At 61.9% G+C, this 22,480-nt stretch carries 20 protein-coding genes and 2 pseudogenes; 8 read left to right on the top strand and 14 right to left on the bottom strand.

Annotation, left to right across the window (positions count from 1 at the left end; translation table 11 throughout):
- The first annotated feature begins 56 nt into the window (after window positions 1-56).
- From istA to ABD742_RS13315, 3 genes and pseudogenes are all read left to right on the top strand, one after another.
- Window positions 57-1,729, top strand: a pseudogene (gene istA / locus ABD742_RS13325) (IS21 family transposase).
- Window positions 1,726-2,544, top strand: coding sequence for an IS21-like element helper ATPase IstB (gene istB, locus ABD742_RS13320; RefSeq protein ID WP_234750373.1), 819 nt, complete (start codon window positions 1,726-1,728; stop codon window positions 2,542-2,544). The pseudogene istA and the gene istB overlap by 4 nt, the downstream one beginning before the upstream one ends.
- A gap of 121 nt (window positions 2,545-2,665) precedes the next feature.
- Window positions 2,666-3,187: a hypothetical protein gene (locus ABD742_RS13315; protein WP_234750375.1), complete on the top strand. Its 522-nt coding sequence runs from the start codon at window positions 2,666-2,668 to the stop codon at window positions 3,185-3,187.
- Here ABD742_RS13315 and ABD742_RS13310 read toward each other — a convergent pair.
- Together ABD742_RS13310 and ABD742_RS13305 are read right to left on the bottom strand one after the other, a co-directional pair.
- Window positions 3,184-3,822, bottom strand: a complete 639-nt coding sequence (locus tag ABD742_RS13310; RefSeq protein WP_344788183.1) for a hypothetical protein — start codon at window positions 3,820-3,822, stop codon at window positions 3,184-3,186. The two genes, ABD742_RS13315 and ABD742_RS13310, sit on opposite strands and share 4 nt — an antisense overlap.
- 1,011 nt (window positions 3,823-4,833) lie before the next feature.
- The gene (locus ABD742_RS13305; protein WP_234750379.1) at window positions 4,834-5,859 is read right to left on the bottom strand and encodes an SLAC1 family transporter; all 1,026 of its coding nucleotides are present in this window, start codon (window positions 5,857-5,859) and stop codon (window positions 4,834-4,836) included.
- Between the two features lie 166 nt (window positions 5,860-6,025).
- Here ABD742_RS13305 and ABD742_RS13300 point away from each other — a divergent pair, with 166 nt between their 5' ends.
- Entirely contained in the window at window positions 6,026-6,532 is a 507-nt protein-coding gene (locus ABD742_RS13300; protein WP_234750381.1) for a winged helix-turn-helix transcriptional regulator, read from the top strand.
- A gap of 17 nt (window positions 6,533-6,549) precedes the next feature.
- Here ABD742_RS13300 and ABD742_RS13295 read toward each other — a convergent pair whose 3' ends face one another.
- The 4 genes from ABD742_RS13295 to ABD742_RS13280 all read right to left on the bottom strand — a co-directional run bounded on the left by ABD742_RS13295 (window position 6,550) and on the right by ABD742_RS13280 (window position 10,142).
- On the bottom strand, window positions 6,550-6,747 hold the full coding sequence (locus tag ABD742_RS13295) for a hypothetical protein (protein WP_308193831.1): 198 nt from the start codon (window positions 6,745-6,747) through the stop codon (window positions 6,550-6,552).
- Window positions 6,748-6,886: 139 nt separating this feature from the next.
- Window positions 6,887-8,047: an acyl-CoA dehydrogenase family protein gene (locus ABD742_RS13290; protein WP_234750394.1), complete on the bottom strand. Its 1,161-nt coding sequence runs from the start codon at window positions 8,045-8,047 to the stop codon at window positions 6,887-6,889.
- The gene (locus ABD742_RS13285; RefSeq protein ID WP_308193832.1) at window positions 8,047-9,240 is read right to left on the bottom strand and encodes a CaiB/BaiF CoA transferase family protein; all 1,194 of its coding nucleotides are present in this window, start codon (window positions 9,238-9,240) and stop codon (window positions 8,047-8,049) included. Before ABD742_RS13285 ends, ABD742_RS13290 begins: the two co-directional genes overlap by 1 nt.
- Window positions 9,241-9,413: 173 nt before the next feature.
- Window positions 9,414-10,142: a GntR family transcriptional regulator gene (locus tag ABD742_RS13280; protein WP_234750398.1), complete on the bottom strand. Its 729-nt coding sequence runs from the start codon at window positions 10,140-10,142 to the stop codon at window positions 9,414-9,416.
- Here ABD742_RS13280 and ABD742_RS24375 point away from each other — a divergent pair.
- Window positions 10,038-10,364 (top strand): annotated as a pseudogene (locus ABD742_RS24375) (TetR family transcriptional regulator); the annotation flags it as partial. The gene ABD742_RS13280 and the pseudogene ABD742_RS24375 overlap by 105 nt on opposite strands.
- Here the strand turns inward: ABD742_RS24375 and ABD742_RS13275 are convergent.
- The gene (locus ABD742_RS13275; protein WP_234750401.1) at window positions 10,308-10,448 is read right to left on the bottom strand and encodes a hypothetical protein; all 141 of its coding nucleotides are present in this window, start codon (window positions 10,446-10,448) and stop codon (window positions 10,308-10,310) included. The pseudogene ABD742_RS24375 and the gene ABD742_RS13275 overlap by 57 nt on opposite strands.
- Before the next feature lie 96 nt (window positions 10,449-10,544).
- Between ABD742_RS13275 and ABD742_RS13270 the strand changes: the two genes are divergently transcribed.
- The 3 genes from ABD742_RS13270 to ABD742_RS13260 all read left to right on the top strand — a co-directional run bounded on the left by ABD742_RS13270 (window position 10,545) and on the right by ABD742_RS13260 (window position 12,438).
- Window positions 10,545-11,099, top strand: coding sequence for a hypothetical protein (locus tag ABD742_RS13270; protein WP_234750404.1), 555 nt, complete (start codon window positions 10,545-10,547; stop codon window positions 11,097-11,099).
- A 244-nt stretch (window positions 11,100-11,343) separates the two neighbouring features.
- Window positions 11,344-11,709: a winged helix-turn-helix transcriptional regulator gene (locus ABD742_RS13265; RefSeq protein WP_234750407.1), complete on the top strand. Its 366-nt coding sequence runs from the start codon at window positions 11,344-11,346 to the stop codon at window positions 11,707-11,709.
- Window positions 11,710-12,084: 375 nt separating this feature from the next.
- Entirely contained in the window at window positions 12,085-12,438 is a 354-nt protein-coding gene (locus ABD742_RS13260; RefSeq protein WP_344788178.1) for a PaaI family thioesterase, read from the top strand.
- Between the two features lie 687 nt (window positions 12,439-13,125).
- Here the strand turns inward: ABD742_RS13260 and pntB are convergent.
- The 7 genes from pntB to ABD742_RS13225 all read right to left on the bottom strand — a co-directional run bounded on the left by pntB (window position 13,126) and on the right by ABD742_RS13225 (window position 22,369).
- Window positions 13,126-14,598, bottom strand: a complete 1,473-nt coding sequence (gene pntB, locus ABD742_RS13255) for a Re/Si-specific NAD(P)(+) transhydrogenase subunit beta (RefSeq protein ID WP_372460910.1) — start codon at window positions 14,596-14,598, stop codon at window positions 13,126-13,128.
- Window positions 14,595-16,157, bottom strand: coding sequence for a Re/Si-specific NAD(P)(+) transhydrogenase subunit alpha (locus ABD742_RS13250; protein ID WP_234750429.1), 1,563 nt, complete (start codon window positions 16,155-16,157; stop codon window positions 14,595-14,597). The genes pntB and ABD742_RS13250 overlap by 4 nt, the downstream gene beginning before the upstream one ends.
- Before the next feature lie 656 nt (window positions 16,158-16,813).
- Window positions 16,814-17,551: an SDR family NAD(P)-dependent oxidoreductase gene (locus ABD742_RS13245; RefSeq protein ID WP_234750431.1), complete on the bottom strand. Its 738-nt coding sequence runs from the start codon at window positions 17,549-17,551 to the stop codon at window positions 16,814-16,816.
- Window positions 17,538-18,473: an alpha/beta fold hydrolase gene (locus tag ABD742_RS13240; RefSeq protein WP_234750433.1), complete on the bottom strand. Its 936-nt coding sequence runs from the start codon at window positions 18,471-18,473 to the stop codon at window positions 17,538-17,540. The genes ABD742_RS13245 and ABD742_RS13240 overlap by 14 nt, the downstream gene beginning before the upstream one ends.
- A gap of 54 nt (window positions 18,474-18,527) precedes the next feature.
- Window positions 18,528-19,562: an ABC transporter permease gene (locus ABD742_RS13235; protein WP_344789330.1), complete on the bottom strand. Its 1,035-nt coding sequence runs from the start codon at window positions 19,560-19,562 to the stop codon at window positions 18,528-18,530.
- Between the two features lie 48 nt (window positions 19,563-19,610).
- A complete protein-coding gene (locus ABD742_RS13230) occupies window positions 19,611-21,152 on the bottom strand; it encodes a sugar ABC transporter ATP-binding protein (RefSeq protein ID WP_234750437.1) in 1,542 nt (513 codons plus the stop codon).
- Window positions 21,152-22,369 (bottom strand): sugar ABC transporter substrate-binding protein, encoded by a 1,218-nt coding sequence (locus tag ABD742_RS13225; RefSeq protein ID WP_234750439.1) that lies wholly within the window; start codon window positions 22,367-22,369, stop codon window positions 21,152-21,154. Before ABD742_RS13225 ends, ABD742_RS13230 begins: the two co-directional genes overlap by 1 nt.
- Between the last annotated feature and the right edge of the window lie 111 nt (window positions 22,370-22,480).

Below are 22,480 nucleotides of genomic sequence, written 5' to 3'. Positions count from 1 at the left end.
CCCCACCTTCAACGTTGGATTCATCAATGGATGGATGCGGCGGAAGGATGGTCTGGATGGAGTCGAGAGTGGAGTTGTTCGCACAGATCCGAAGAGACGCCCGGGTTGAGGGCCTGTCGGTTCGTGCACTGGCAGGCCGGCATGGGGTTCACCGAAGGACGGTGAGGCAGGCCCTGGAGTCCGCGGCCCCTCCGGAACGCAAACCACGGCGAGGGGTCTCCTGGCGGCTAGAGCCGTTCAAACCCGCGATTGATGCCATGCTGGTCGAGGACACCACAGCGCCGCGGAAGCAACGCCATACGGCTCGGAGGATTCTTGCCCGGCTCATCGAGGAGCATGGTGCCCAGGGGCTGTCGTATTCGACGGTGCGTGATTACGTGCGGGTCCGTCGGGCGCAGATCGATGTCGAAGCCGGTCGCCGGGTTGAAGTGTTCGTTCCGCAGGAACACGCCCCGGCGCGGAGGCAGAAGTGGACTTCGGCGAAGTCTGGATCATGCTGAACGGGGTGAAGACGAAGTGTCACATGTTCATCTTCCGGTTGTCCCATTCCGGCAAGGCCATCCACCGGATTTGCCCCACCCAGGCCCAGGAAGCGTTTCTGGAAGGCCATATCGAGGCGTTCAACGAGATCGGCGGGGTGCCGGTTAAACACATCCGCTATGACAACCTCACCAGCGCCGTCCGGGCTGTGGTGTTCGGGCAGGGCCGGAAACGAACGGAGAACGACCGGTGGGTGTTGTTCCGCTCGTTCTACGGTTTTGATCCTTTCTACTGCCAGCCAGGTATTGCCGGGGCTCACGAGAAAGGCGGAGTCGAGGGCGAGGTGGGCTGGTTCCGCCGCAACCGGCTTACCCCGATGCCCGTCGCGAGATCCCTGGAGGAGCTCAACGACCGGATCCGGGCCTGGGAGGTCCAAGACGATCAGCGGCGGATCAATGACCGGATCCGCACCATCGGCCAGGACCTCGCCGCCGAGCGCCCGTTCCTGGCACCGTTGCCGGCCGAAGAGTTCGATCCCGGTCTGGTGCTGAACCCGAGGGTGGACCGGTCCTCGATGATCACGGTGCGGATGGTGAAGTACTCCGTGCCCGCGCGGTTCATAGGCAGAAGAGTCCGGGTGTCCTTGCGGGCATCGGAGCTTGTAGTGTTCGACGGCCGCGCGGTGGCGGCCCGGCATCAGCGGATCATTGCCAAGGGCGCACAGTCGGTCCAGCTGGACCATTACCTGGAGGTCCTCAAAACCAAGCCCGGCGCTTTGCCTGGCTCCACCGCGTTGGCCCGGGCACGGGAGTCCGGTGCTTTCACCAGCGCCCATGAAGCCTTCTGGGCCGCCTCGCGCCGGGTCAATGGCGACGCCGAGGGAACCCGTGAACTGATCGACATCTTGCTGCTCCACCGTTCCATGGACGGAGCAGACATCGAGGCAGGGATCACCGCGGCATTGGGAGTGGGCGCGGTCAGCGCCGACGTCGTCGCTGTCGAAGCCCGCAGACACGCTACAAACGTTTCGGTGGGTGGGGCCGGTTCGGACCGTCATCACGGTGCTCATGACGAGGTAAATGTGCAACGGGTTGTCAGTCTCACCCAGCGTCGGCTCATGGACCCCGCCGCTGTTATTGCGGGGCTCCCGCAGGACGCTCGCCCTCTTCCTTCGGTGAGTGTTTATGACGAGCTGCTCGCCAAACGCAACAAACACCCGGACAACGCGTCGAAGGAGAACATCTCATGAGCCCCACCGCCCCTGCCGCCACCATCACCCCGACACTGCGCCGGCGCCGCGGCCTGACCGAACAAGCCGCGGTCGCGGCCGTGGACCAGGCCTGCCGTCGGCTGCGCCTGCCCACCGTCAGGGCGGTCTTGGACGAAGCACTCACCGTCGCCGGGAAGGAACAACTCTCCTACCAGGGTTTCCTGGCCGAACTGCTGCTTGCCGAGTGCGACGACCGGGACCGGCGCTCCTCCATCCGCAGGGTCAAAGCCGCGAACTTTCCAAGGAACAAATGGCTCGGAGACTTCGATTTCGATGCCAACCCGAACATCAACCCCGCCACCATCCACACCCTCGCAACCGGGGACTGGATCCGCAAAGGCGCCCCCCTGTGCCTGATCGGGGACTCAGGAACGGGCAAAACCCACCTGCTCATCGGGCTCGGCACCGCGGCCGCGGAACAGGGCTACCGGGTCAAATACACCCTCGCGACCCGGCTCGTAAACGAACTCGTCGAAGCCGCCGACGAGAAAATCCTGGCCAAAACCATCGCCCGCTACGGCCGCGTGGACCTGCTCTGTATCGACGAATTGGGCTATATGGAACTGGACCGCCGCGGCGCCGAACTCCTCTTCCAAGTCCTCACCGAACGCGAAGAAAAGAACTCCATCGCCATCGCCTCCAACGAGTCCTTCTCCGGCTGGACCAAAACCTTCAGCGACCCGCGTCTCTGCGCCGCAATCGTGGACCGATTGACCTTTAACGGCGCCATCATCGAAACCGGCACGGACTCCTACCGGCTCGCCCACACCATCGCTCAACAGGCCGCCAGCTAATCGGGGTGCGGCCAATGTGGCCGTTGCCGCCAGAGGCCCTGCAGCGTAGATTCACAGCATGCCCGGGCTGCTGACCCGGTACCAAGCTGGATTGGGCTCTGTCCCATGGGGGTCGGTTAGTATGTCCGAAATTAATGAGAGCCTCGAACGTGCACGGGCAGCGGTGAGATTCGCCCTATCGCATCCGCCCAGCCGGCTGTTCGCGGTCTATACGCAGGAAGACGAGGCACGGCCAACAGAGCGTTTTGCCGGGCTGTTGCGCTTGTATCCGACGCTGGAACCGCTTCTTCCGAGAGAAGGGAAGGAAGTTGTGTGCTCGCGTGAAGGTCTGGAACGGTTGGACGAGGCAATCAGAAACCGGTCTTATCCCGCCGGCGACGTTGATGACTTTTCACGTGACGTTGCGCTCTACTACGCGGACACAGTCCTGGCAGCATTCCCTGGTGCATTCTGGATCGTTGAACCAGGAAGACTCCCTAGGGTTCAAGTTCCGGGCGGGCATTACATTGACATGTTTCAAATTGCGGCCGACCGGATCCACGCCGCCGAGCCATTTCTCTGCAAAACCTATGACAGGGTTATTCAGATGCCGGAAGCCGGAGGCGGGTCCGCAAAGAACCCGGCCCCCGGCTCTGGAACTTAGTTGCCGCAGGCCCAGAAATACGTACCGTCGTAAGCGGCAGCCGTGTACCTCGTACCCCCGGAGTACAACTCACCGGTAGTGCTTCCCGAGAAACCGCTGTTGTTTCCGGTTGTGCACGTGAAGGTAGCAGCCGACGTCAAGGAGCTGACGTAATAGGCTGCGTTGCTGCCCTCGCCGACTTGGTCCCACCAACCCCAATATGTGTCGTACTTGTTTAGGATGGAATCCATCCCGATGTAGTAGACGCTGTAAGTGCACGAGGTGAGCGCTGAGTGCACAGCGCTGCTGTAAGTGTTCGAGTGGTAATCGAAGTAAGTGATCACGTAAAGGCCGCACCCGCTGGGAAAAGCCATGGGTGTCACCGACCCAGCCTTCTTACCTGCGGCCTTCGCCGGGGCTGGTTCGTAGGCGACTTTTTGTTCGCCAACGATCTTGCCGCCGTTGACACGGATTTCTTCCTTCACTTTGGCCAGGTGAGCGTCGAAATCTGCCTTGACTTTCGGTGACGACGCTTCAATCGGAAGTGGAGGAGCAGGCATGTAGCTCCCCGGATCAGCCGTCGTGGGGGCCGCGTTTGCACCTCCAATGCCCAACAATGCACTGAAAACAAGGGCGACCGCCATTGATAATGACATGATTCTTGCTCGTTGAGAGACCTTATTCACAACAATCCTTCCCCAGTCTGATCTTGACCATTCGTCAAAAGACCACCAACGCAAGAAGGCGTGATGTGCTTCGAAATCCAGCCCCCAAACGGAAATCGGTCACATCGAAGGCCGCTCCCAAAACCTCAAGTCCAAGCGACTATTCGGGAGGGCACAAAGACGTGCTCTGATTCTGCAAGTGGCAGCAACGGAAGTCAACGGAAATCTCGGACCGATTGTCGACCGGTCTATTCATCAGATTCGCGAGGGACAGCCATGGAGGCGGGACAAACGCAGTCCGCGGGGTGGGGCCAGAAATACCCGTCCTACCGGGGCCAAGAATACTTGACACAATCAAACCATGACACTGGTGCCACAACAAATACCGGGACGGCCAGTATTGTGTTGCTCTAGCCTTCCGCCAGCCCGCGCCAGGGTTAGCGATCGGTTCTGCGGACACGGGTGACCGGGCAATCACCATGCGGTCGTCTCTAAGGAAAAGCGCTTGACAAAAAGACAGGGAATCCGTTTACGGTTCGTGCCTTAAAGATCGTCGGCCTCTGGATCGCGGCTGCAGCGCTGCTGCTGCCGCAGGAAGCGCTGGCGACAGGGGTGGTTCCTCCAACCTAGAACTTGTGCTCACCAGCTTCTTGCGATTTAGAGCTGCCAGATTACCAGGGCCCCTGCGACTTCGAGTTCCTTGGGCGCCCGGACGGCGCTGCTGAAAGGGGCCGAGGAACGAGACCCAGTCGTGGCACGTTCGCGCAGCGTTGAGTTCAAACGACGATATGAACAGAGCCGCTTCACCGCCGCGCTGCGAGTGGGAATTCGCGGAGCGGTCAGCAGCCGGGACCGACCAGGGTCCACAGAAGTCGACAGATGTTCATCGGGGTGAGGGAGCAGAGGACAAACTTTTTCGACCGTTCCGGGCCACGGTTGCGGGAAATCCTCAGCTGCCTCTCTCACACCCGTCAGGAAACGGGGCGCCTGACGTTTCACTGATTAGGCGAGTGCGGGGCTCCGGCGTTTTTTGGCGTTGCCGTGCGTGGCTGTCACGATGCTGCGGGCGGCGATGCTGGTGATGAACGCGGTTGCCAGGGCGAGGATGATCCAGGAGTAGATTTCCTTGCCCGGAACGTTCGATGCGGCGAACCAGCGGACGGCGTAGTTTGCCGTGGTGGCGACAGGGAAGGTGAAGACCCAGAACAGAGGGCTGAAGGGAAGCTTGCGGTACTCGCCGATGAGCAGAAGCTGCATGAGCAGCATGATGACGAGCACTCCGGTGAGCCCGAGCTGAAGCGCTCCCATGGGTCCCGGATGTGAAACCATCCATGCTGTGTTTGCGGTGGCGGGGGCCGCGAGGTAGGCCGACATGCCGGTCTTGGCGGCCGGAGGAAGTGCGCCGGCGGTCATGAGTCGGACCGTGACGACGGTTCCGACGACGAGCCAGAAGAACGCGCCGATGCCGAAGGCGGCGAGTGCAGCCTCGTGGGCGTGGATGCTGGAGAACCCGATGCTGGCGACGAAGGATCCGGCCACGACGGGCAGGAAGTAGCCGGGGTGGATGGATTGCATTGATACTCCGCCGGTGACCCAGTGGGCAAAGAGCTGGGTGGCCACGATTGCGAGGGCTGCGATGAACGCAACGCACACCCAGGCACCTAACCCGGGAAGATACTCGCTGTAGTGGGCAGAGAGCAGGATCCCCACCAGGGGGATGAAGGACGCAAACGGGCCGGCCATCGGGTGTCGAAGGTCGGCCCCGAAGGCTCCTTTGCGGCGCAGGCCGCGCAGTACGTAGACCACGGTAAAAATGAGCCAGATTGCGCTGGCTGCTCCGTAGAGGACTTCCGCCGGCCAGGCCGGCGCCCCGAGGGTGACTCGGGCGGCTGACCATCCTGCGCCGAGACCGGCCAGGCCCAGTGGAATACCGAACACGCTCAGGGGCAGCATGCCCGTAGGGGCTGCGGGCGAAGGGGCGCTCGCACCGGCCGTCGTCGGCTCGGTCCTTTCAGCCGTAACAGTCATTCCGTACTCCTGGGGGGCTGGGGTCGTCACCGGGTGGCGAGATCGCTGCGGCGGTGAGGGGGTTGTTTCGTTCCGTTCCCGGCGATTACAGTCAGAGTACAAGCTTTCTTTAAGAAAGTAAAAAAGCTTGCTTTAAGCAAGTTAGTGGATCTTGGAAGGGATTCTTATGCCGCTTCGTACCAGCTGGTCGGAAGACAAGTGCCCCATTGCCCGGGCCGCGGACGTCCTGGGCGATCCCTGGTCTCTGCTGGTTCTGCGGGAGGTCTTCATGGGCAACAACCGGTTCGACGGCCTGAAGAAGGAGCTCCGGGTCGCTGACAACGTCCTCAGCGAGCGCCTCCGGCGCCTAGTCGCGGCGGGCGTTCTGACAGCCGAGCCTTACAGTACGGGAAAGCGCCCCCGGAACGAGTACCTCCTCACCGCGGCCGGAACCGACGCGCTGCCCGTGCTGCATGTGTTCACTGTGTGGGCGCAGAGGCACACCCAGTCCACGGGCGAAACGCTGATGCGCATTATCTGTACAACCTGCGGGACGGAGTCCGCCTCCGGTGCTTGGTGCCAAACATGCGGGGCGGAGCTCACGGCCGCAACCACCGCTTGGGACCACCCGAAATCCTCGGAAATCCTCATCGAACTGGCCAATGCCGGCGCGCGCCTGGAATCTCGCCACTGACGTCCAGCGTGTCTCGGCTAATTGTGAACTCTGTCGTGGAGGGCCGGGCGGAAGGCCAGGCTTGCCGCCACGGTGCCGTCCAGGGGCTCCGCGAGAATGTCATCCTTGGTGGCGAAGTGGTGGCAGAGCGATGGCTGACGGATCCCTACGGCGTCTGCGAGTCGAGCTGCGCCGCGAGGATCGCGAAATATATTCGTGGCATTTTCAGCCTTCATCAGAAATGGGTCGTTCCTCTCAGCGGTTGCTTGAAGCCGTTCCTTCACATGGACCCTGGCTAACCGTGCTGTTTCGCATGGGCTTTTTCTTTGTCGGACCATTGGCCCGTTGATAGGTGTTCCACCCACTGCCCTGCGCCTAGCGGAAGGCGGCCAGGCCGGTGAGCTTGTTGCCCACGATGAGGGTGTGCACCTCGTCGGTGCCTTCATACGTGCGAACGGATTCCAGGTTGTTCGCGTGACGCAAAGGTGAGTAGTCCAGAGTGATTCCGTTGCCTCCGAGGATAGTCCGGGCCTCGCTGGCGATCTTGATGGCTTCGCGGCAGTTGTTCAGTTTGCCGACCGAGATCTGGTCCGGTTGCAAGGTGCCGGCGTCCTTCTTGCGCCCGAGGTGCAGGGCGAGGAGGAATCCCTTGTTGATCTCCAAGGCCATGTCCACCAGCTTCTGCTGGGTCAGCTGGTAGCCAGCCAGCGGCTTGCCGAACTGCAGGCGTTCCTTGGAGTAGTCGAGGGCGGCCTCGAACGCGTCGCGGGCGGCGCCCATGGCGCCCCAGATGATCCCGTAACGGGCCTCGTTCAGGCAGGAGAAGGGGCCCTTGAGCCCTACGACGTTGGGCAGCACCGCGTTCCCGGGCAGGCGCACCTCGGTCAATTCGATGTCGCACTGGATGGATGCCCGCATGGAGAGCTTCTTTTCGATCGGCGTGGCCGTGAATCCGGGGGTCTCAGTAGGAACCAGGAAGCCGCGGATGCCGCTGTCGGTCTGGGCCCAGATGACGGCGACCTGGGCAACGGACGCCAGGCCGATCCAGCGCTTGGAACCGTTGAGGACCCAGTCGCTGCCGTCGCGGCGCGCGAAGGTCGTCATGCTGCCCGGATCGGAGCCGGCGGCTGGCTCGGTGAGTCCGAAGCAACCGATCGCGTCACCTTTCGCCATCGCCGGCAGCCACTCCTGCTTCTGTTCTTCGGAGCCGTGCTTGTAGATGGCGCTCATCGCCAGCGAGCCCTGCACCGAGACAAAGGTCCGCAGCCCGGAGTCCCCGGCCTCAAGTTCCGCCCCGGCCAGGCCGTACTCGACGGCGGAACGGCCCGCGCAGCCATAGCCCTTCAGGTGCATCCCGAGCAGGCCCAGCCGGCCCAGTTCCGGAACAATCTCCAGCGGGAAGACCGCCTTTTCATACCAGGCTGCGATATTCGGCTTGATCTCGCTGTCCACGAAGGACCGCACGGAATCGCGCAGCGCACGTTCATCCGCGCTGAGCAGGGAATCAAAATCAATCAGATCGCTGATATCAGACATTAGGAGCCTTTCACGGTGGTGGTTGAGAGTTCCGAAGAAAAAGTGCTGCCTTGGTGCTCGCCAAGGCCTGGGGGAACCCGCCGGTATTCCGGTGCCGCGGCGGACAACCGGATCGGGTTGGCCAACTGCCGGGACTCCCGGCCTGTGGCGGGATCGGTGACAACGATCGACGGGCCGAGCCCCAGGCTCTCGGCCAGTTCGAAAGCCTCACCGATGCTGTTGACCTTGCCCCCAGGAACCCCCGCTTCAAGCAGTTTCTGTTGCCAGTGCGCGGCCGTGTCGGCGCGAAGCGCCGCTTCGATAACAGTCCGCAGTTCCGCCCGGGAGGCCACCCTGCGTTCGTTGCTGAGGAACCTCGCCTCCTCGGCCAGGCCCTCCAGGCCCAGAACCGAGGCCAGGGCCGCGAACTGCCGGTCGTTGCCCACGGCCACGGCGAGCGTACCGTCGCCCGTGCGGAAGGTCTCATAGGGGGCGATGCTGGGATGGGCATTACCAAGCCTGGCAGGCGAATTCCCGGTCGCCAACGTGGCGGTGCCCTGGTTCACCAAGGCTGCCAGCAGCGAGGAGAGGAGGTTGACCTGCACCTCCTGCCCCGTCCCCGTAGCATCGCGAACCCGGAGCGCCATCAAGATGCCGGCGAGTGCGTTCTGTCCGGTCAGGACGTCAACCAGGGCAACCCCGACCTTGCTGGGTTCTCCTTCGGGGTGGCCAGTGATGCTCATCAGGCCACCTAGCGCCTGCATGAGCAGGTCATAGCCTGGCAGATTTGCGCCGGCGCCGGCCCCGAAGCCCGAGATCGAACAATAGACGATGTCCGGCCGGCCCTCAGAAACGGCCTGATAATCCAGACCGAATTTCGCCATGACCCCAGGACGGAAGTTTTCGACGACGACGTCGCACTCAGCGATAAGGGCGCGGGCACATGCAAGCCCACGTTCCGTGGAGAGGTCTGCGACCACCGACTTCTTATTGCGGTTGACGCTGGCGAAGTATGTCCCCGTACCGCTGGCATCGACGGGTGGAATCCATGCCCGGGTATCGTCCCCGGCCGGACTCTCAATCTTGATGACCTCGGCACCATAATCAGCCAACATCATGGTGCACAAGGGCCCAGCAAGGACGCGGGAGAAATCCGCTACACGGATTCCGGCCAACGGCTGGTTGCTTGAAGAAATGGGGGAGGGGGATGCCACGGTGCATCCTTTCTCAGTGCATGTTGCATGCCACAACTCGTATGTTGCATGCAACTCTAGAAGAATTCTTTCCACGTGTAAATAGGCGATTCCGGCAGAGTGTGGCGAATCCGGGTCGGCCTGTGCCAAATAAGCCTGGCGAAGCCCGCGTCCAATTAGCTTGGCGAGTTCGGTCAACTGGCGAACTTGGTCAGATGCTCAAGCTTCGTCAGATACTCCTTGGCGGACAGTCCCGGTGTCTGGGCGCAGACCCCGGTAATGAGCAACTGGGCCGTCCGGGTGACATGGTCCCGGACTGCATCAGCCGCGGCGCGGGGGTCCCGTCGCTCCAACGCACCGAGGATCTCGTTGCGGTCGTTGGCAAGGTCCTGGCTGCTCCGGGCGGCGGGGATGGTTACAAGGCCGTGTGCGAGCACCAGGTTACGCAGTTCGCTGTCCAATGCGGTTAACCGTGGGTTGCCTGCCAGTCCCATCAAGAAAAGATGGAAGTCTTTGTCTGCTTGTAGGGTGCCGGGCCCGTCGTCGCTGGCTGCTGCGTCCAGGATTCTCCCGTGCAGCAATCGGAAATGTGCAAAGTCTTCGTCGGTGGCGGCTTCAGCGGCCCGCGCTGCTGCTGGGGGCTCGAGGATGATTCGGATCTGGAAGATCTGGACGATTTCTTCCAGCGACATCTGCAGTACCCGGACACCGCGGTTCTTCTCGATCCGGACGATGCCTTCTTTCTCGAGAAGTTGCAGGGCTTCGCGGACCGGTGTCCGGGACACGCCGAGCTTTTCGGCAAGCCCGATAGCCGAAAAGTGCTGATCAGGGCTCATCTCGCCCGATGTAATGGCAGCCCGCAGCATGGTGGTGACCTGGACTGTCAGGGATACCCCGTGGTCAATCTGTTGCATGCTACTCATGGCGAAATTCTACGGCCCATCGTCAGCAGAGGTGAAGAATGTCCGCGGCGTAGCGTAGGACGATGGACAAAGCTCACCAACGGGAAACGTCGACGCTGCGAATCAGAATGCGCGCGGGGGAGACGACGCGGGTTTCGCTCTGCTGTTGCGGCAACGGCCGTACGGCTATTTGCGCAGCAAGGCTTTGAGGCCAGCAGTGTTGAAGATGTTGCGCGCGCGGCCGGAATATCCCGTAGCACCTTTTTTCGACAGTTCCGCTCCAAGGAGGATGTGGTCTTCGCTGGCCATGATGAGCTGATCGAACAAGCGGAGAAATTCCTGTCCGAGGTGAATGATGATCCTTGGCTTGCAGTCTGTGAGGCGGCTGCCATGGTGTTCCGGCAGTACTCTCGTCAAAGCGCTATGGCGAGGCAGCGGTACCGGGTGGTTAATGCCGTTCCGGCGCTTCGGGACAAGGAGTTAGTTTCGGCCTTCCGCTACGGGCAGCTCTTCAATCAGCACCTGCGCCGGACGTTGCCCGGGATGGCGCCGTTGGAAGGCACCCGGTTCAGTTCCGGCGACGTAAGCACTAACAACTATTTCCTCCGTACCCTCATGCGCGACGACAATCCGCCCACGGAGGAAGACTTGCGGAACGCGCTCGACGATGTGCGCCGGTTGCCTGGAGTGCTCAATGACGGCCGGGTAGCCGGAGCGCTGGACAAAGCGAAGATCCAGGCTGCCGTCGAGGCGGTCATCATGGGACAGGTGCTCCAGGCGGGGCCCGGCAGCACAGCCCCTGCATCCGCAGTGAGTGTCCAGAAGCGGGGCGCACAAGGCGGGGCCACGGGGCAGGAAGGGGCCCAGACGGGTCCACCACCGAGGGCCGAGCCAGAAGAAAGACGAGGCAGACGGCACCGACGGGCAGTCCGACGCATACAGGGCCGAGGCATGGGTGCCCGGGCGCCACCGCGGTAAGGGCGGCGGGTGGTGGCCCAGGACCGGAAAGACGCAGACGCGGAAAGCGAAATACCGGCGCAGCCGACTTTCCACTTGCCGCTCGCGGGAAGGGCCGCAGGAACAACGACGGCGGAAGTGGTGGTAGCCCCTTGCCTTGCAGGGATGTCCCCTTGGGTGAACCGAAAACGCGGAAGCCAAAATCACACTCGGCGCCCACGGTTGGTTCAATTATGATACTGACACTCTGGACTAAAATAGCATCATGAGTTCGACGAGCGAACCTTCGCCGAAAGATGAAATCCGGGAGTGCGGCATCGCCGATGCGCTCGACATCGTTGGGGACAAGTGGTCGTTGCTTGTCCTTCGCGAGATCGGATTCGGGAATACGAGGTTCACGGACATCCACCGCAACACAGGTGCCCCAAGGGAAAGACTCACTGCCAGACTTCAAAAACTGACCCAGTCAGGAGTCATCCTCCGCAAGAAGTATTCGGAGCGCCCGGCGCGGTACGAATATGTCCTCAGCGAATCGGGCATGGCCCTGCGTCCAGTGCTCCAGGCCTTGCGCTCGTGGGGGGAAACTTACGGGCGTGATCATGGCAAAGCGTCTGGAACGGATGTGGCCTGAAGTCTGGGACAGCGGCCAGCTCCTGCAGGAAGTACCTAACAATCCCTCCGGCGGATCCCCGATGCTTGGGGAGCATCAATCAGATGCAACGGAACGCATCGTGATTGACGCGGAAATCCCTAGAGTCAGTTCGTTTTTCGAACTGCCATGATAATCTGTCTATCCGCGCCAGGATTTCACCCTAGACGCGTATGGGCCCTATGCGGAGGAGTGGACTACATGGTCGACCAGAAACCGAAGTTTGCAACCGCCCGAAAGATCCTTGAATGGATAAGGCCTCAGGATGTGGCTGTTAAAGCCGCCGGCTTGTCTGGCCTTGACTATGTCCAAGGGCTTGCCGATGGTTCTGTGCCGCCCCCGCCCATGGCGGTCGCCATGGCTATGACCGTCACCGCAGTTGAGCCAGGACGGGTCACGTTTCGCTGCGACCCCGAAGAGGTACACTACAACCCCCTCGGCGTGATCCATGGCGGTCTCGTGTGCACCCTGCTCGACACCGCGATCGGCTGCGCTGCACACACCACGTTGCCTGCCGGTGTCTCCTACACTTCAATTGAAATTTCAGTCAGCTACCTACGTCCGGTGCTTCCCGAACTTGGTCCATTGACTGCTGTAGGGACAGTACGCAAGTCCGGCCGGCGAGTTGTCTTCGCGGCAGGTGACGTCCTGGATAAGAACGGAAAGCTTGTCGCCACGGCCACCTCGAGTCTCTTGGTAACCACCCCGTAGGTCGCCCGCGAGCACCCGCATACTGGACGTGCAATAGTTGGCGATAACCGGTTGGCGGCAGGAACTGCGCCATGGTGAGGTCGCCGGGCCGGGTCGCGGGCCGATGACAACGACTGGCCCCGTTGTGAAATCACGATCCGGGGAAAGGGCTACCGCCATGCGATCCCCATCGGCGTCGGCGAAGCGATCGCGCGTTACCCGAATGATTGTCACGGTCGAGCCCCGCCGGGTTGCCGTGCGTTGTTCGTTCAGGTGAGAACACCAGAAGGCGCGATGAGCGCCTACGGTGTCGGTGACGTGATGGCCGAAGGTTGCCAATGCCATCTGCCGCGAGAGGTTCTCAAGTTACCTGGCCGGCGCTCAGAACGGCGCGTCACGACTCGGCGTCGGCACTACAACAGTTCGTGCTTGTGGGAAGTAAGAACTCGTGACTGTAGTGAAGGCCAAGCCAGGGGAGCGAATTATATTCATCGATGGTAATTGCTTGCAGCTGAGTCCACATGTCTGGGCAGGGTGTTTTACCGGGGGTGCTTGAATTAGACGCCCGCCGGCGAGTGCCGTTGGGAATAAGTCGGTGCCACAGCATGGTCTCTTCTCATCTCGGATAAGTGGTAATCGGACCGGACGCTGAACCGGAAAACGGGTCTTCCCCCCGTGATGCGCCTCAAAGGTGAATACGCCTTCCCGCTAAAATGCGCGGAGGATGTCTTCGACGCGTTGTTTGGCGTCGCCGAAGAGCATTTGGGAGTTCTCCCGGAAGAACAGGGGGTTCTGCACCCCGGCGTAACCTGCAGCCATTGAGCGTTTGAACACGATGACATTCTCGGCTTCCCAAACCCGCAGCACGGGCATGCCGGCGATGGGGCTGCTTGGGTCCTCGGCTGCGGCGGGGTTCACGGTGTCGTTGGCTCCGATGACGAGGACGACCGAGGTCTCGCCAAGGTCTTCGTTGATTTCGTCCATTTCCAGGACGATGTCGTAGGGTACTTTTGCCTCGGCGAGAAGCACGTTCATGTGGCCAGGCAAACGGCCGGCAACGGGGTGGATGCCGAAGCGCACATCGACGCCGCGTTCGCGTAGTTGCTGGGCCAGTTCGGCGACCGGGTACTGGGCCTGGGCGACTGCCATGCCGTAGCCGGGGGTGATGACGACGCTGGATGCGTTGGTGAGCAGTTCCGCGGTTGCCTGGGCTGTGATTTCGCGGTGTTCGCCGTAGTCGGCGCCCGCCGCGGCGGGCGCGGCAATGCCGAAACCGCCGGCAATCACTGAGATAAAGGACCGGTTCATGGCCTTGCACATGATGTAGGACAAATACGCGCCGGAGGAGCCGACAAGCGCGCCCGTGACGATGAGAAGGTCGTTGTTCAGCAGGAATCCCGCGGCCGCCGCGGCCCAGCCGGAGTAGCTGTTGAGCATGGACACGACGACCGGCATGTCGCCGCCGCCTATGGATGCTACAAGGTGCCAGCCCAGCCCCAGGGCGAGCAGGGTGACGACGACCAGCAGCCACAGCTGGGAGTCGTTGACGTACCAGACGGTCAGCGCGGCGAACGCGACCAGGGCGCCGAGGTTAATGGCGTTCTTTCCGGGCAACATCAACGGGGTCGACTTCATCCTGGCCGAGAGTTTCAGGAACGCGACGATCGAGCCGGTGAAGGTTACCGCTCCGATGAACACGCCGATGAACACCTCGGCATGATGCACCGCCAAAAGCGCTTCGGGCAGATGGGGGGCCTCGAGGTGGCCGTTCCAGCCGACCAGCACCGCGGCGAGGCCAACGAAACTGTGAAGCAGGGCAATCAACTCGGGCATCCCGGTCATTTCCACCACCCGGGCGCGCCACAACCCGACGGCGCCCCCGACCAGCACAGAAATGACGAGCAGGAGCAGGCCAGTGCGGCCCTGGTCTGTGCCCCAGGCGCCCTGCAGGGTCAGCCAAACGGTGGCCGCCAGCGCAATTGCCATGCCCGAGATGCCGTAGATGACGCCCGAGCGGGCTTTCTCGTGCCTGCTCAACCCGGCGAGGCTGAGGATGAACAGCAGGGCCGCGACAACGTAGGCCGCCCCCGCGATGGATTCTGTGGTCAACGGACCGGAGACGGTGTCAGACACGGTTGGGCTCCTCGTTAAAGTTCGTGTAGGTTCGCGTACGGCGCTCATCCATGTGCTTTGTCTCCCCGGGAGAACATCGCGAGCATGCGTCGGGTGACAGCGAAGCCGCCGAAGATGTTGATGCTGGCCAACAGGACCGCAACGGCGGCGATGACCTGCATGGTCAGGTTGTCGGAGGTCACCTGCAGCAGCGCGCCGACGACGATGATCCCGGAGATCGCATTGGTGACGGACATCAGCGGGGTGTGCAGGGCATGTGCCACTTTCCCGATGACGTAGAACCCGACCACGATCGAGAGCAGCAAGACCGTGAAGTGCTGCGGTAGCGGGGCCGGGGCAATGGCGTTGATCCCAAAAAGTGCTGCTATTCCGGCGGCGAAGAGCACCGCCTTGCCAACCGGGCTCATCCCCTTCTTTCCTGCTTTGTGGCCGGACGACTCTCCGGCCGGTTTGATATCAGCCTGTGCCGGAGGGGCAGCGGAAACCTGGACCGGAGGCGCCGGCCAGGTCTTCTCGCCTTCTCGCACCACCGTCACCGAGCGCTGCACGACGTCGTCGAAGTCGATCCTCAACTGGCCGTCCTTCTCCTTAGTGAGGAGCTTGAGTAGGTTCACCATGTTGGTTCCGTAGAGCTGCGACGCTTGCGCCGGCAACCGGGCGGGAAGGTCGGTGTAACCGAGGATCACGACACCGTTGTCCGTGACAACGCGTTCGCCGGCGACCGAGCCCTCCACGTTCCCGCCCTGCCCGGCGGCCATGTCAACGATCACGCTGCCCGGTTTCATGCCGGCCACATCCTCGGCCGTGAGCAGTTTCGGCGCCGGACGCCCCGGGATGAGGGCCGTGGTGATGATGATGTCCACGTCACGGGCCTGCTCGGAGTAGATCTCTGCGGCGCGCCGGTTGTAGGCCTCGGAGGTGGCCTTGGCATAGCCGTCCGAGGACTGCATCTCCTCGGCGGCCTCGACCTTGAGGTAGGTCCCGCCGATGGACTTCACCTGATCGGCTACCTCGGGGCGGGGGTCCGTAGCGCGCACGATCGCGCCCAGACTGCTCGCTGCGCCGATCGCCGCCAGCCCGGCGACGCCGGCGCCGGCGACCAAGACTTTGGCCGGAGGGACTTTGCCCGCTGCGGTTACCTGTCCCGTGAAGAACCGGCCGAATTCGTGGGCTGCCTCGATGACAGCTCGGTAACCAGCGATGTTGGCCATGGAGCTCAGCACGTCCATCGACTGTGCCCGCGAGATGCGCGGCACGGCATCCAGTGCCAGCGCCGTGATCGGCCGTGCCGCCAGGGCCTCCACCAGTTCCGGCCGCAAGCCCGGGCTCAGCGTCCCGATCAGGGTTGCCCCTTCGGCCAGTCGGCCGATCTCCTCCTTTGAGGGCGGGTTCACCCTCAGCACCACTTCACTGCCCCACGCCTCGTCGGCACCCACGATCGTTGCGCCGGCCTCGATGTATGTATGGTCGGGGAAGGACGCTGACTCACCTGCGCCTTTCTCGACCAAGACGCCGTAGCCCAACTCCAACAGTTGCTTTACGGTAGTGGGTGTCGCCGCCACCCTGTTCTCTCGGCCCAACTCGGCCACAATGCCAATACGTGTCACGTTTGCTCTCTCTCATATGTGTGACTTGCCATCCCACACGTCACTGCTAAGCAACGGGGGTGTCTTTTTCTCATGGCCATAAGACGGAGGTGAACGAGTTGTCTTATCTGCGCGCCGCGGTCCCGTTTCTGGGACCCCGTCGACAGAGGCGGTTTCGCCTAAAGACCGGGTTTTGGTGTGGGGCCAACTCTGAGTACCGTCTGAGGTTCCGACAGGCACGCCGGTCCTGCCCCGGTCAAAGGCCATGGACCGCGGCAGCCGTTCTGCTGAATTTGCCGAGACAGACCCGGCTGTGTGACGTCGCGGTCTAGGGCTCGATGCGGGTTCAACGAGAGTAGGACCGTTTCGTTCGCGTCCGCCGCGACGCGGGGGGCCAGCACCAAACGAAATGGTGATTTATTCCGCGCGCCCGGGGGCGGCCGATGCGCTCACGGTTATACCTGCCGAACCCCAATCAGTGACCGCCGCCCACGATTGTCGCCCGGGAGAGGAAACCGCGTCCACCCCTCCAGACCATCACCATCCGCTGAAGATTCAGTAGCTTCAAGGCGATCAAGAGGGGTGCACGCGGCGCGTGTTTTACCGGAAGCGCACACCGGCTCTGTTACCGATCACCGGCGCAGTCCCCTGGCCGGATCGATAGGAGAGCGACGAAGCTAGAGCCGGAGGCGTGCGCCCGCGTCGATCGCTACCTCGGCGCCGACCATATAGCGAGCCTCGTCGGAGGCCAGGAAAGCGACGACGCCCGCGATGTCCTCCGGCTCGCCGAGGCGTCCGAGCGGGATCTGGCTTTTAAGGAATTCGTTCATCTCAGGCGTGTTGCCTGCGATCATCGGTGTGTTGATGAGTCCGGGGTAGATCGAGTTCACCCGGATGTTTTCCTTCGCCAACTCCGCTGCCGCGAGGCTCGCAAATCCCCGGCCAGCCCACTTCGACACCGCGTAGGCGACCTGTTCGGGCAGGTATCGGATTCCCGACGTGGAGATCGTGTTGATGATCGAGCCCCCGCCGAGTTCGCGCATGTCCGGGACGACAGCCAAGATACCCAGAAACGGGCCAACGACGTTCACGGCGAAGTGCAACTCCATGTCCTGCTGAGTGGTCTCAAGCAGCGGTTTCGGACGAAAGTACGCCGCGTTGTTTACCAGCACCGAGACCGGTCCGAATGAGTCGTGAGCTGCTTCCACGGCCGCGGACCAGTCTGCCTCCTTTGATACATCGAGGTGCACGAAGATGGCGTTCTCGCCGAGCTTCTTTGCAACCTCTTCACCTTGGGGCTGAATATCCCCAATGACGACTCGTGCGCCCTTGCTCACGAATACCGCCGCCTCCGCGGCACCCTGCCCACTCGCCGCGCCCGTGATGATCGCGACTTTTCCGTCAAGGGTTCCCATGTGAAATCTTCCTTTCGTGTGTTTCTGAAATGAATGCGTCGGCCCACTCGTGTATGTCACGCTCAGGGAGCACGTACTCGTGAGTAAGGAAATCGTTCACGTGCTTGCTGAACAGCTCGGGATACTGGAAAAGGAATCCGTGACCGGCATCAGGATAGATCTCGGTTTGAGAGAAGGGAATCAAGTTGCCCAGATCCACGGTGTTGTCCGTGCCGATCATGATGTCGTTGTCGCCGTTTGCGATCAGTGCCGGTACTGAGATTGAGCGCAGCTTCTTGGCGACAAGCTCGGACGAACCCGCCCATGCTTTCATCGCCTTGAGCTGTTGCGTGCGTGTCTCTGCGGTCACGGGGATGTCCAGATCTGTCTCGCGGTCCTTGATCCGCTCTTGGTACGCCCATCCGGCACCGGTGCTGGACGTCGTCGGCTCAAAGAAAAGGAACACGGTGTCGGCCGGATCGTCATGGTCGCGAAGTGCTGCTTCGGTTACGGCAGTCGTCCAGCTACTGGCCCGGCTCTCTGCGCCAGAACCAGTCAGGATGATCCTGCGGACGAGCTCCGGGCGTTGAACGGTGAACGATTGAACGACGTAGCTGCCCATGGAGAACCCCATGAGGTCCACCAGGTCTAGACCGAGTGCTTCTACCACGCCGATCGCGTTTCGGGCGGCCTCGTCGATGGTGTCGGGAAAGCCCCCTCCGCTCCGCCCGACGCCCGCGTTGTCGAAGACGATTACCTCGCGGTCTGCGGAAAGAAGGTCGAGTAAGTACGGGTCCCAGTCGTCGAGCATCCCGCGGAAGCGGTTGAACAGGACCAGCGGAACGCCCCCAATCCCCTGCCGACGATACGCATAGGTATTGCCGTCCGCGGCCGTGATCATCTGTGTGGGGACCACGCTCGCAGCGAATTTCGTTCGTGACATGTGATCTTCTCCTATTTCTTTGTTAGTTGATTGCTTGATGGGAAGGCGCGTCTCTTACGCAGCGGGCGCCTTGCTGTGGGTTTCGGCGTCATGCTTAGCCAGCGCCTCGATCTCCCGGAGACGTTCGCGTTTCGCAGATGCGGCGCGCAGTCGCTGTGTCCATTGCGCCAGGGCAACCGCGACGAAGAGGACCACGCCGTTGAACACCGGCTGGACCCAAATCGCGGCCCCAATCTGCTGTAGCCCGTTGACGGCGGCGCCGACGATAAACACGGCCACCACTGTTCCCGGAATATTGAAACGGCCGGCGCTAAAGCCGGTCGCTCCAAGGAATGCACCGGCGAATGCCGGGATGAGAAGCGTGTTGCTGGTGTCGGGCGTCGCGCTGCCGAGCCGCGACCCGAGGACCAACCCCGCGACGGCTGCGAGGACAGCGGCGATGACGAACGTGACGATCAAGTAGCGATTTGTCGGAATACCCGTTAGCTGAGCGGCGCGCCTGTTGCTTCCCGACGCATACATGCGTCGTCCGACTGTGGTTCCCCAGAGCACGATCGCGAGGAACACGCTCACTATTGCGGCGAAGATCACCGGCAGCGGGAGCCCTCCGAGCGAAGTCCGTCCGAGAAAGGTCAGAGCGGCCGGCGCGTCGCCGTAAATGATCTCGCCACCTGAATACGCGAGCAGGATACCGGCGAGGATCGTCCCGCTGGCCAGCGTGACGATGAAAGACGAAATCCCCAGTCGCACTATCGCGAACCCGTTGAACAGCCCCATGGCGAGGGCTGCCGCGAGACAAGTGATCACCGCAGCCCAGACCGGCCATCCCTGCTTGAGCACTAAACCGACAAAGAACACATTGACGAATGCGCCAGTCGCGGCCAGGGACAAGTCAAACTCACCGACGATGAACGGCAGCGTTGCCGCGATCGCCAAAAACAGGACGGGGATCTGCGTGTTCAATATCGATCGGAAGTTGTCCCACGTTCCGTACGTTTCTGGCCGAGCGATCGAGAACCCAATGGCGATGATGGCCAAGACCAGAAGGAGGATGTAGCGGCCTGTGATGGCGGCGACGATACTCCTCATATTCACACCAGGTTTCTTTCCAACTTCACTCATTTCACAATTCCTTTTTCAGCTACTGCTGCTCATGTCGGTGAGCGCTTGAATCGTCAGCGCGTCTCCCGATAGTTCCCCGACGACGCGTCCATATCGAAGGACGAGCGCCCGGTCGCACACAAGTGCGATCTCTTCGAAGTCGCTACTAGTCACGACCACCCCGACTCCACGTTCCGCTTCTGCATAAATGCGGTCGTAGATTTCGTTTCGCGCCCCGACGTCGACGCCGATCGTTGGCTCGCTAAGCACGAGGAGACTGGGCTGCTTCGCCAGCCATCTTGCGATGAGCACCTTCTGCATGTTTCCACCGCTGAGGGTGTCGATTGCCGCGCTCGGGTCCCGCGGCTTCACAGCAGCCTCGGTCAGGATGCGCATCGCCTCCCGCCGTTCGGCGGCTGCGCCGCGTGCTCCAGGGTTGGTCGGACGATACGGGCGATCAAGGAAAAGGTTCTCCTGGGCTGTCAGGTCGGTCGCTAACCCGTCACGGATGCGGTCGCCTGGCACGTAACCTATGCCCCGGCGCATCGCGGCGGCGGGCGTCGTAGGGATGAAGTCCTCTCCGTCGACTTCGAGAGAGCCCGATTCAAGCTCTAACTGACCAAAGAGAAGTTCACCCAACGTCAGGTGACCCGAATCGGCCATTCCGGTTATCCCGAGGATCTCGCCGGCCCGAACGTCCGTGTCGATTGGGCCCAACCTCTCAGTTCTGACCCCGGTAGCACGAAGTCGGACTGCACCGGACGGCTTGACGTTGCCTCGCACCCCTTCGGATGGAGTGCCGTCGCCGACGATCATGCCGATTAGTTCGCGCGCGGACAATTCATTCGACGGCGCGGAGCCCGCGACAAGGCCATTGCGCAGGACTGTAATCCGGTCGCAGTGCTCAAGCGCCTCGTCGATCGCGTGGGTGATTAGCACCATCGCGACGCCGTCCTTGGCAAGCCGCCGAAGTCGGGCGTACAGCATCGTTGATTCATGCTTGCCCAGGTTGGCCGTCGGCTCGTCGAGTAATACGACTTTGGCATCGACGGCCAAAGCCCGCGCAATCGCGACCATAGTCTGCTCCGCGATCGTTAGCTCGTTCACGAGCTGCCGCGGGTCCAGATCGATCCCCACGCGATCGAGCGCCGACCTCGCCCGCCGTTCAGATACGCCGTCACGGATTAGGCCGAGGCGAGTCTTTGGGAAGCCCGCCGTGAGGGAGATATTGTCCGCGATGGACATGTCCCCCGCGAGCGCACGGTCCTGATGTATGTAGCTCAGACCTAACGCCCGCGCTGCGGCCGCGGCCGATGCGGTGGACTTAGGCAACCGCTGTCCGCAGATGCTTATCTCGCCGCCATCCGTGCTCTCCGCTCCGCAAGTCAGCCGCACCAGGGTGGACTTCCCGGCGCCGTTGGCGCCGAGAAGACCATGGATCTCACCAGGGGCGACGGTGAGGCTGACACCTCCCAGTGCCACCTCACCCCCGTACACCTTGGTGACATCGGAGACTTCGAGAGCGAACGGACGACCCGGTCCGAATCGCTCGGCTTTCTCCTCGCTTACAAGAGTCACTATTTGACGTTCCAAATCTTCTTGTACTCAGCCTGGTAGTTCGGGAGACCAGGTACCGAGTCGATCGATGCGTCCTTGGGCGCATTTTCCTGAGTGACGAGAGCCGTTCCGAGGCCGGTCTCGGCCCCAACGAGATAAGGTTTTCCAGCCATACCCCGGATCACCTGATCGATGCTCGCCCAACCAAGCCAAGTCGTTGATGAGCCGCCGACGGCCCAAACTGACTTGTCATAAGTGAGGGAGAGTCCCTGACTGTCACCGTCTTTCGTGACGATAGCAATCTTCCGACCGCTGTCCTTGACGGCTTGTACAACGGCCGGGAGTCCGAGCGAGAAGGGGATAACCAGAGTTGTCGCCTTTGGAGCGTTCGCCAGTGCTCCGTTGATGACGGCCGTCACCTTGCCCGCATCTCCGGTGTCAGTCACGAGATACGAGCCCTTGTGGGTCGTACAGCCTTTACAGCCTGCCATGATGCTGGAGTACAGCTTTGTTCCGTTGTCGGTGTTCGGATAAGCCGGATCCGTCAGCACAATCGAGTCGGCATGCCCGTTGGTCCGCGCAATTTCCTCGAATGCGACAAGTGCCAGCTGAGCTGACTGTGGGAACTCGACGTAGGCGTCGTAGGGAATGGAGCCGGCCCCTTTATCCGGCGGGACATCGGCACCTCCAATGGTGATGATGCCCTGGCTCTTTGCCTGTGCAAGCTTTCCTTGGACCTGCTGGCTTGGCAGAGCGACCGTGATGATGGCATCAGGGTGCTGGGAGAGTGCGGTGTCGAACGCCGCCTCGTATCCAGTGGTGGTACCGAGACCGTCAAGTTCGCTGGTCTTCCAACCAAGCGCCGTGGCCGCCTGCCGGATGCCGTCTGCGGACTGGTTTACCGGCGGCGACTGCTTGGTGCTCGCAATGATCACGACGGTCGCGGTGTGGGACGGAGCGGGCGCGCTGGTCGGCCCCACCCACTTGTCGTAGCTTTTGAACTCAGAAGGCGACGACGGGGAGAGGTTTGAAGGGGCGAGCCAACCCGCGCGGGCCAGATCCGCCAATGCGTGCGAGTCGGCGACCAACTGGGCGTCCGCTTCGGAGGGCTTATCGAAAGACGAAGAGCTGGCGGACGACCCTCCCTCGGTCGAGCAAGCGGACAGTGCGATAACGCTCGTGACTGCGATTGCTGAGAGGAGCAATCGAGGTACTGATGACTTCAGCTGTGGCTTCATTACACTCCTATGTGCTGCTTGGACGGTCCGAACTTCAGTGTTCGCCGTGACTTGGTGCGGAACTCCAACGGTCCGCATTTGGCCCTCCTTGAGCGTGGGCCAATTCCGTTG

The sequence above is a fragment of the Arthrobacter ramosus genome (assembly GCF_039535095.1).
Lineage (GTDB): Bacteria > Actinomycetota > Actinomycetes > Actinomycetales > Micrococcaceae > Arthrobacter > Arthrobacter ramosus.
The sequence above is the reverse complement of the archived record's forward strand: the minus strand, read 5'-3'. Positions and strand labels throughout refer to the sequence as shown.

Excerpts from the sequence above, each read along its gene's own strand:
- istB (WP_234750373.1), top strand. The coding sequence starts at position 1,726 with ATGAGCCCCACCGCCCCTGCCGCCACCATCACCCCGACACTGCGCCGG.
- ABD742_RS13315 (WP_234750375.1), top strand. The coding sequence starts at position 2,666 with ATGTCCGAAATTAATGAGAGCCTCGAACGTGCACGGGCAGCGGTGAGA.
- ABD742_RS13310 (WP_344788183.1), bottom strand. The coding sequence starts at position 3,822 with ATGTCATTATCAATGGCGGTCGCCCTTGTTTTCAGTGCATTGTTGGGC.
- ABD742_RS13305 (WP_234750379.1), bottom strand. The coding sequence starts at position 5,859 with ATGACTGTTACGGCTGAAAGGACCGAGCCGACGACGGCCGGTGCGAGC.
- ABD742_RS13300 (WP_234750381.1), top strand. The coding sequence starts at position 6,026 with ATGCCGCTTCGTACCAGCTGGTCGGAAGACAAGTGCCCCATTGCCCGG.
- ABD742_RS13295 (WP_308193831.1), bottom strand. The coding sequence starts at position 6,747 with ATGAAGGCTGAAAATGCCACGAATATATTTCGCGATCCTCGCGGCGCA.
- ABD742_RS13290 (WP_234750394.1), bottom strand. The coding sequence starts at position 8,047 with ATGTCTGATATCAGCGATCTGATTGATTTTGATTCCCTGCTCAGCGCG.
- ABD742_RS13280 (WP_234750398.1), bottom strand. The coding sequence starts at position 10,142 with ATGAGTAGCATGCAACAGATTGACCACGGGGTATCCCTGACAGTCCAG.
- ABD742_RS13270 (WP_234750404.1), top strand. The coding sequence starts at position 10,545 with ATGGCGAGGCAGCGGTACCGGGTGGTTAATGCCGTTCCGGCGCTTCGG.
- ABD742_RS13265 (WP_234750407.1), top strand. The coding sequence starts at position 11,344 with ATGAGTTCGACGAGCGAACCTTCGCCGAAAGATGAAATCCGGGAGTGC.
- ABD742_RS13260 (WP_344788178.1), top strand. The coding sequence starts at position 12,085 with ATGGCTATGACCGTCACCGCAGTTGAGCCAGGACGGGTCACGTTTCGC.
- pntB (WP_372460910.1), bottom strand. The coding sequence starts at position 14,598 with ATGAGCGCCGTACGCGAACCTACACGAACTTTAACGAGGAGCCCAACC.
- ABD742_RS13245 (WP_234750431.1), bottom strand. The coding sequence starts at position 17,551 with ATGGGAACCCTTGACGGAAAAGTCGCGATCATCACGGGCGCGGCGAGT.
- ABD742_RS13240 (WP_234750433.1), bottom strand. The coding sequence starts at position 18,473 with ATGTCACGAACGAAATTCGCTGCGAGCGTGGTCCCCACACAGATGATC.
- ABD742_RS13235 (WP_344789330.1), bottom strand. The coding sequence starts at position 19,562 with ATGAGGAGTATCGTCGCCGCCATCACAGGCCGCTACATCCTCCTTCTG.
- ABD742_RS13225 (WP_234750439.1), bottom strand. The coding sequence starts at position 22,369 with ATGAAGCCACAGCTGAAGTCATCAGTACCTCGATTGCTCCTCTCAGCA.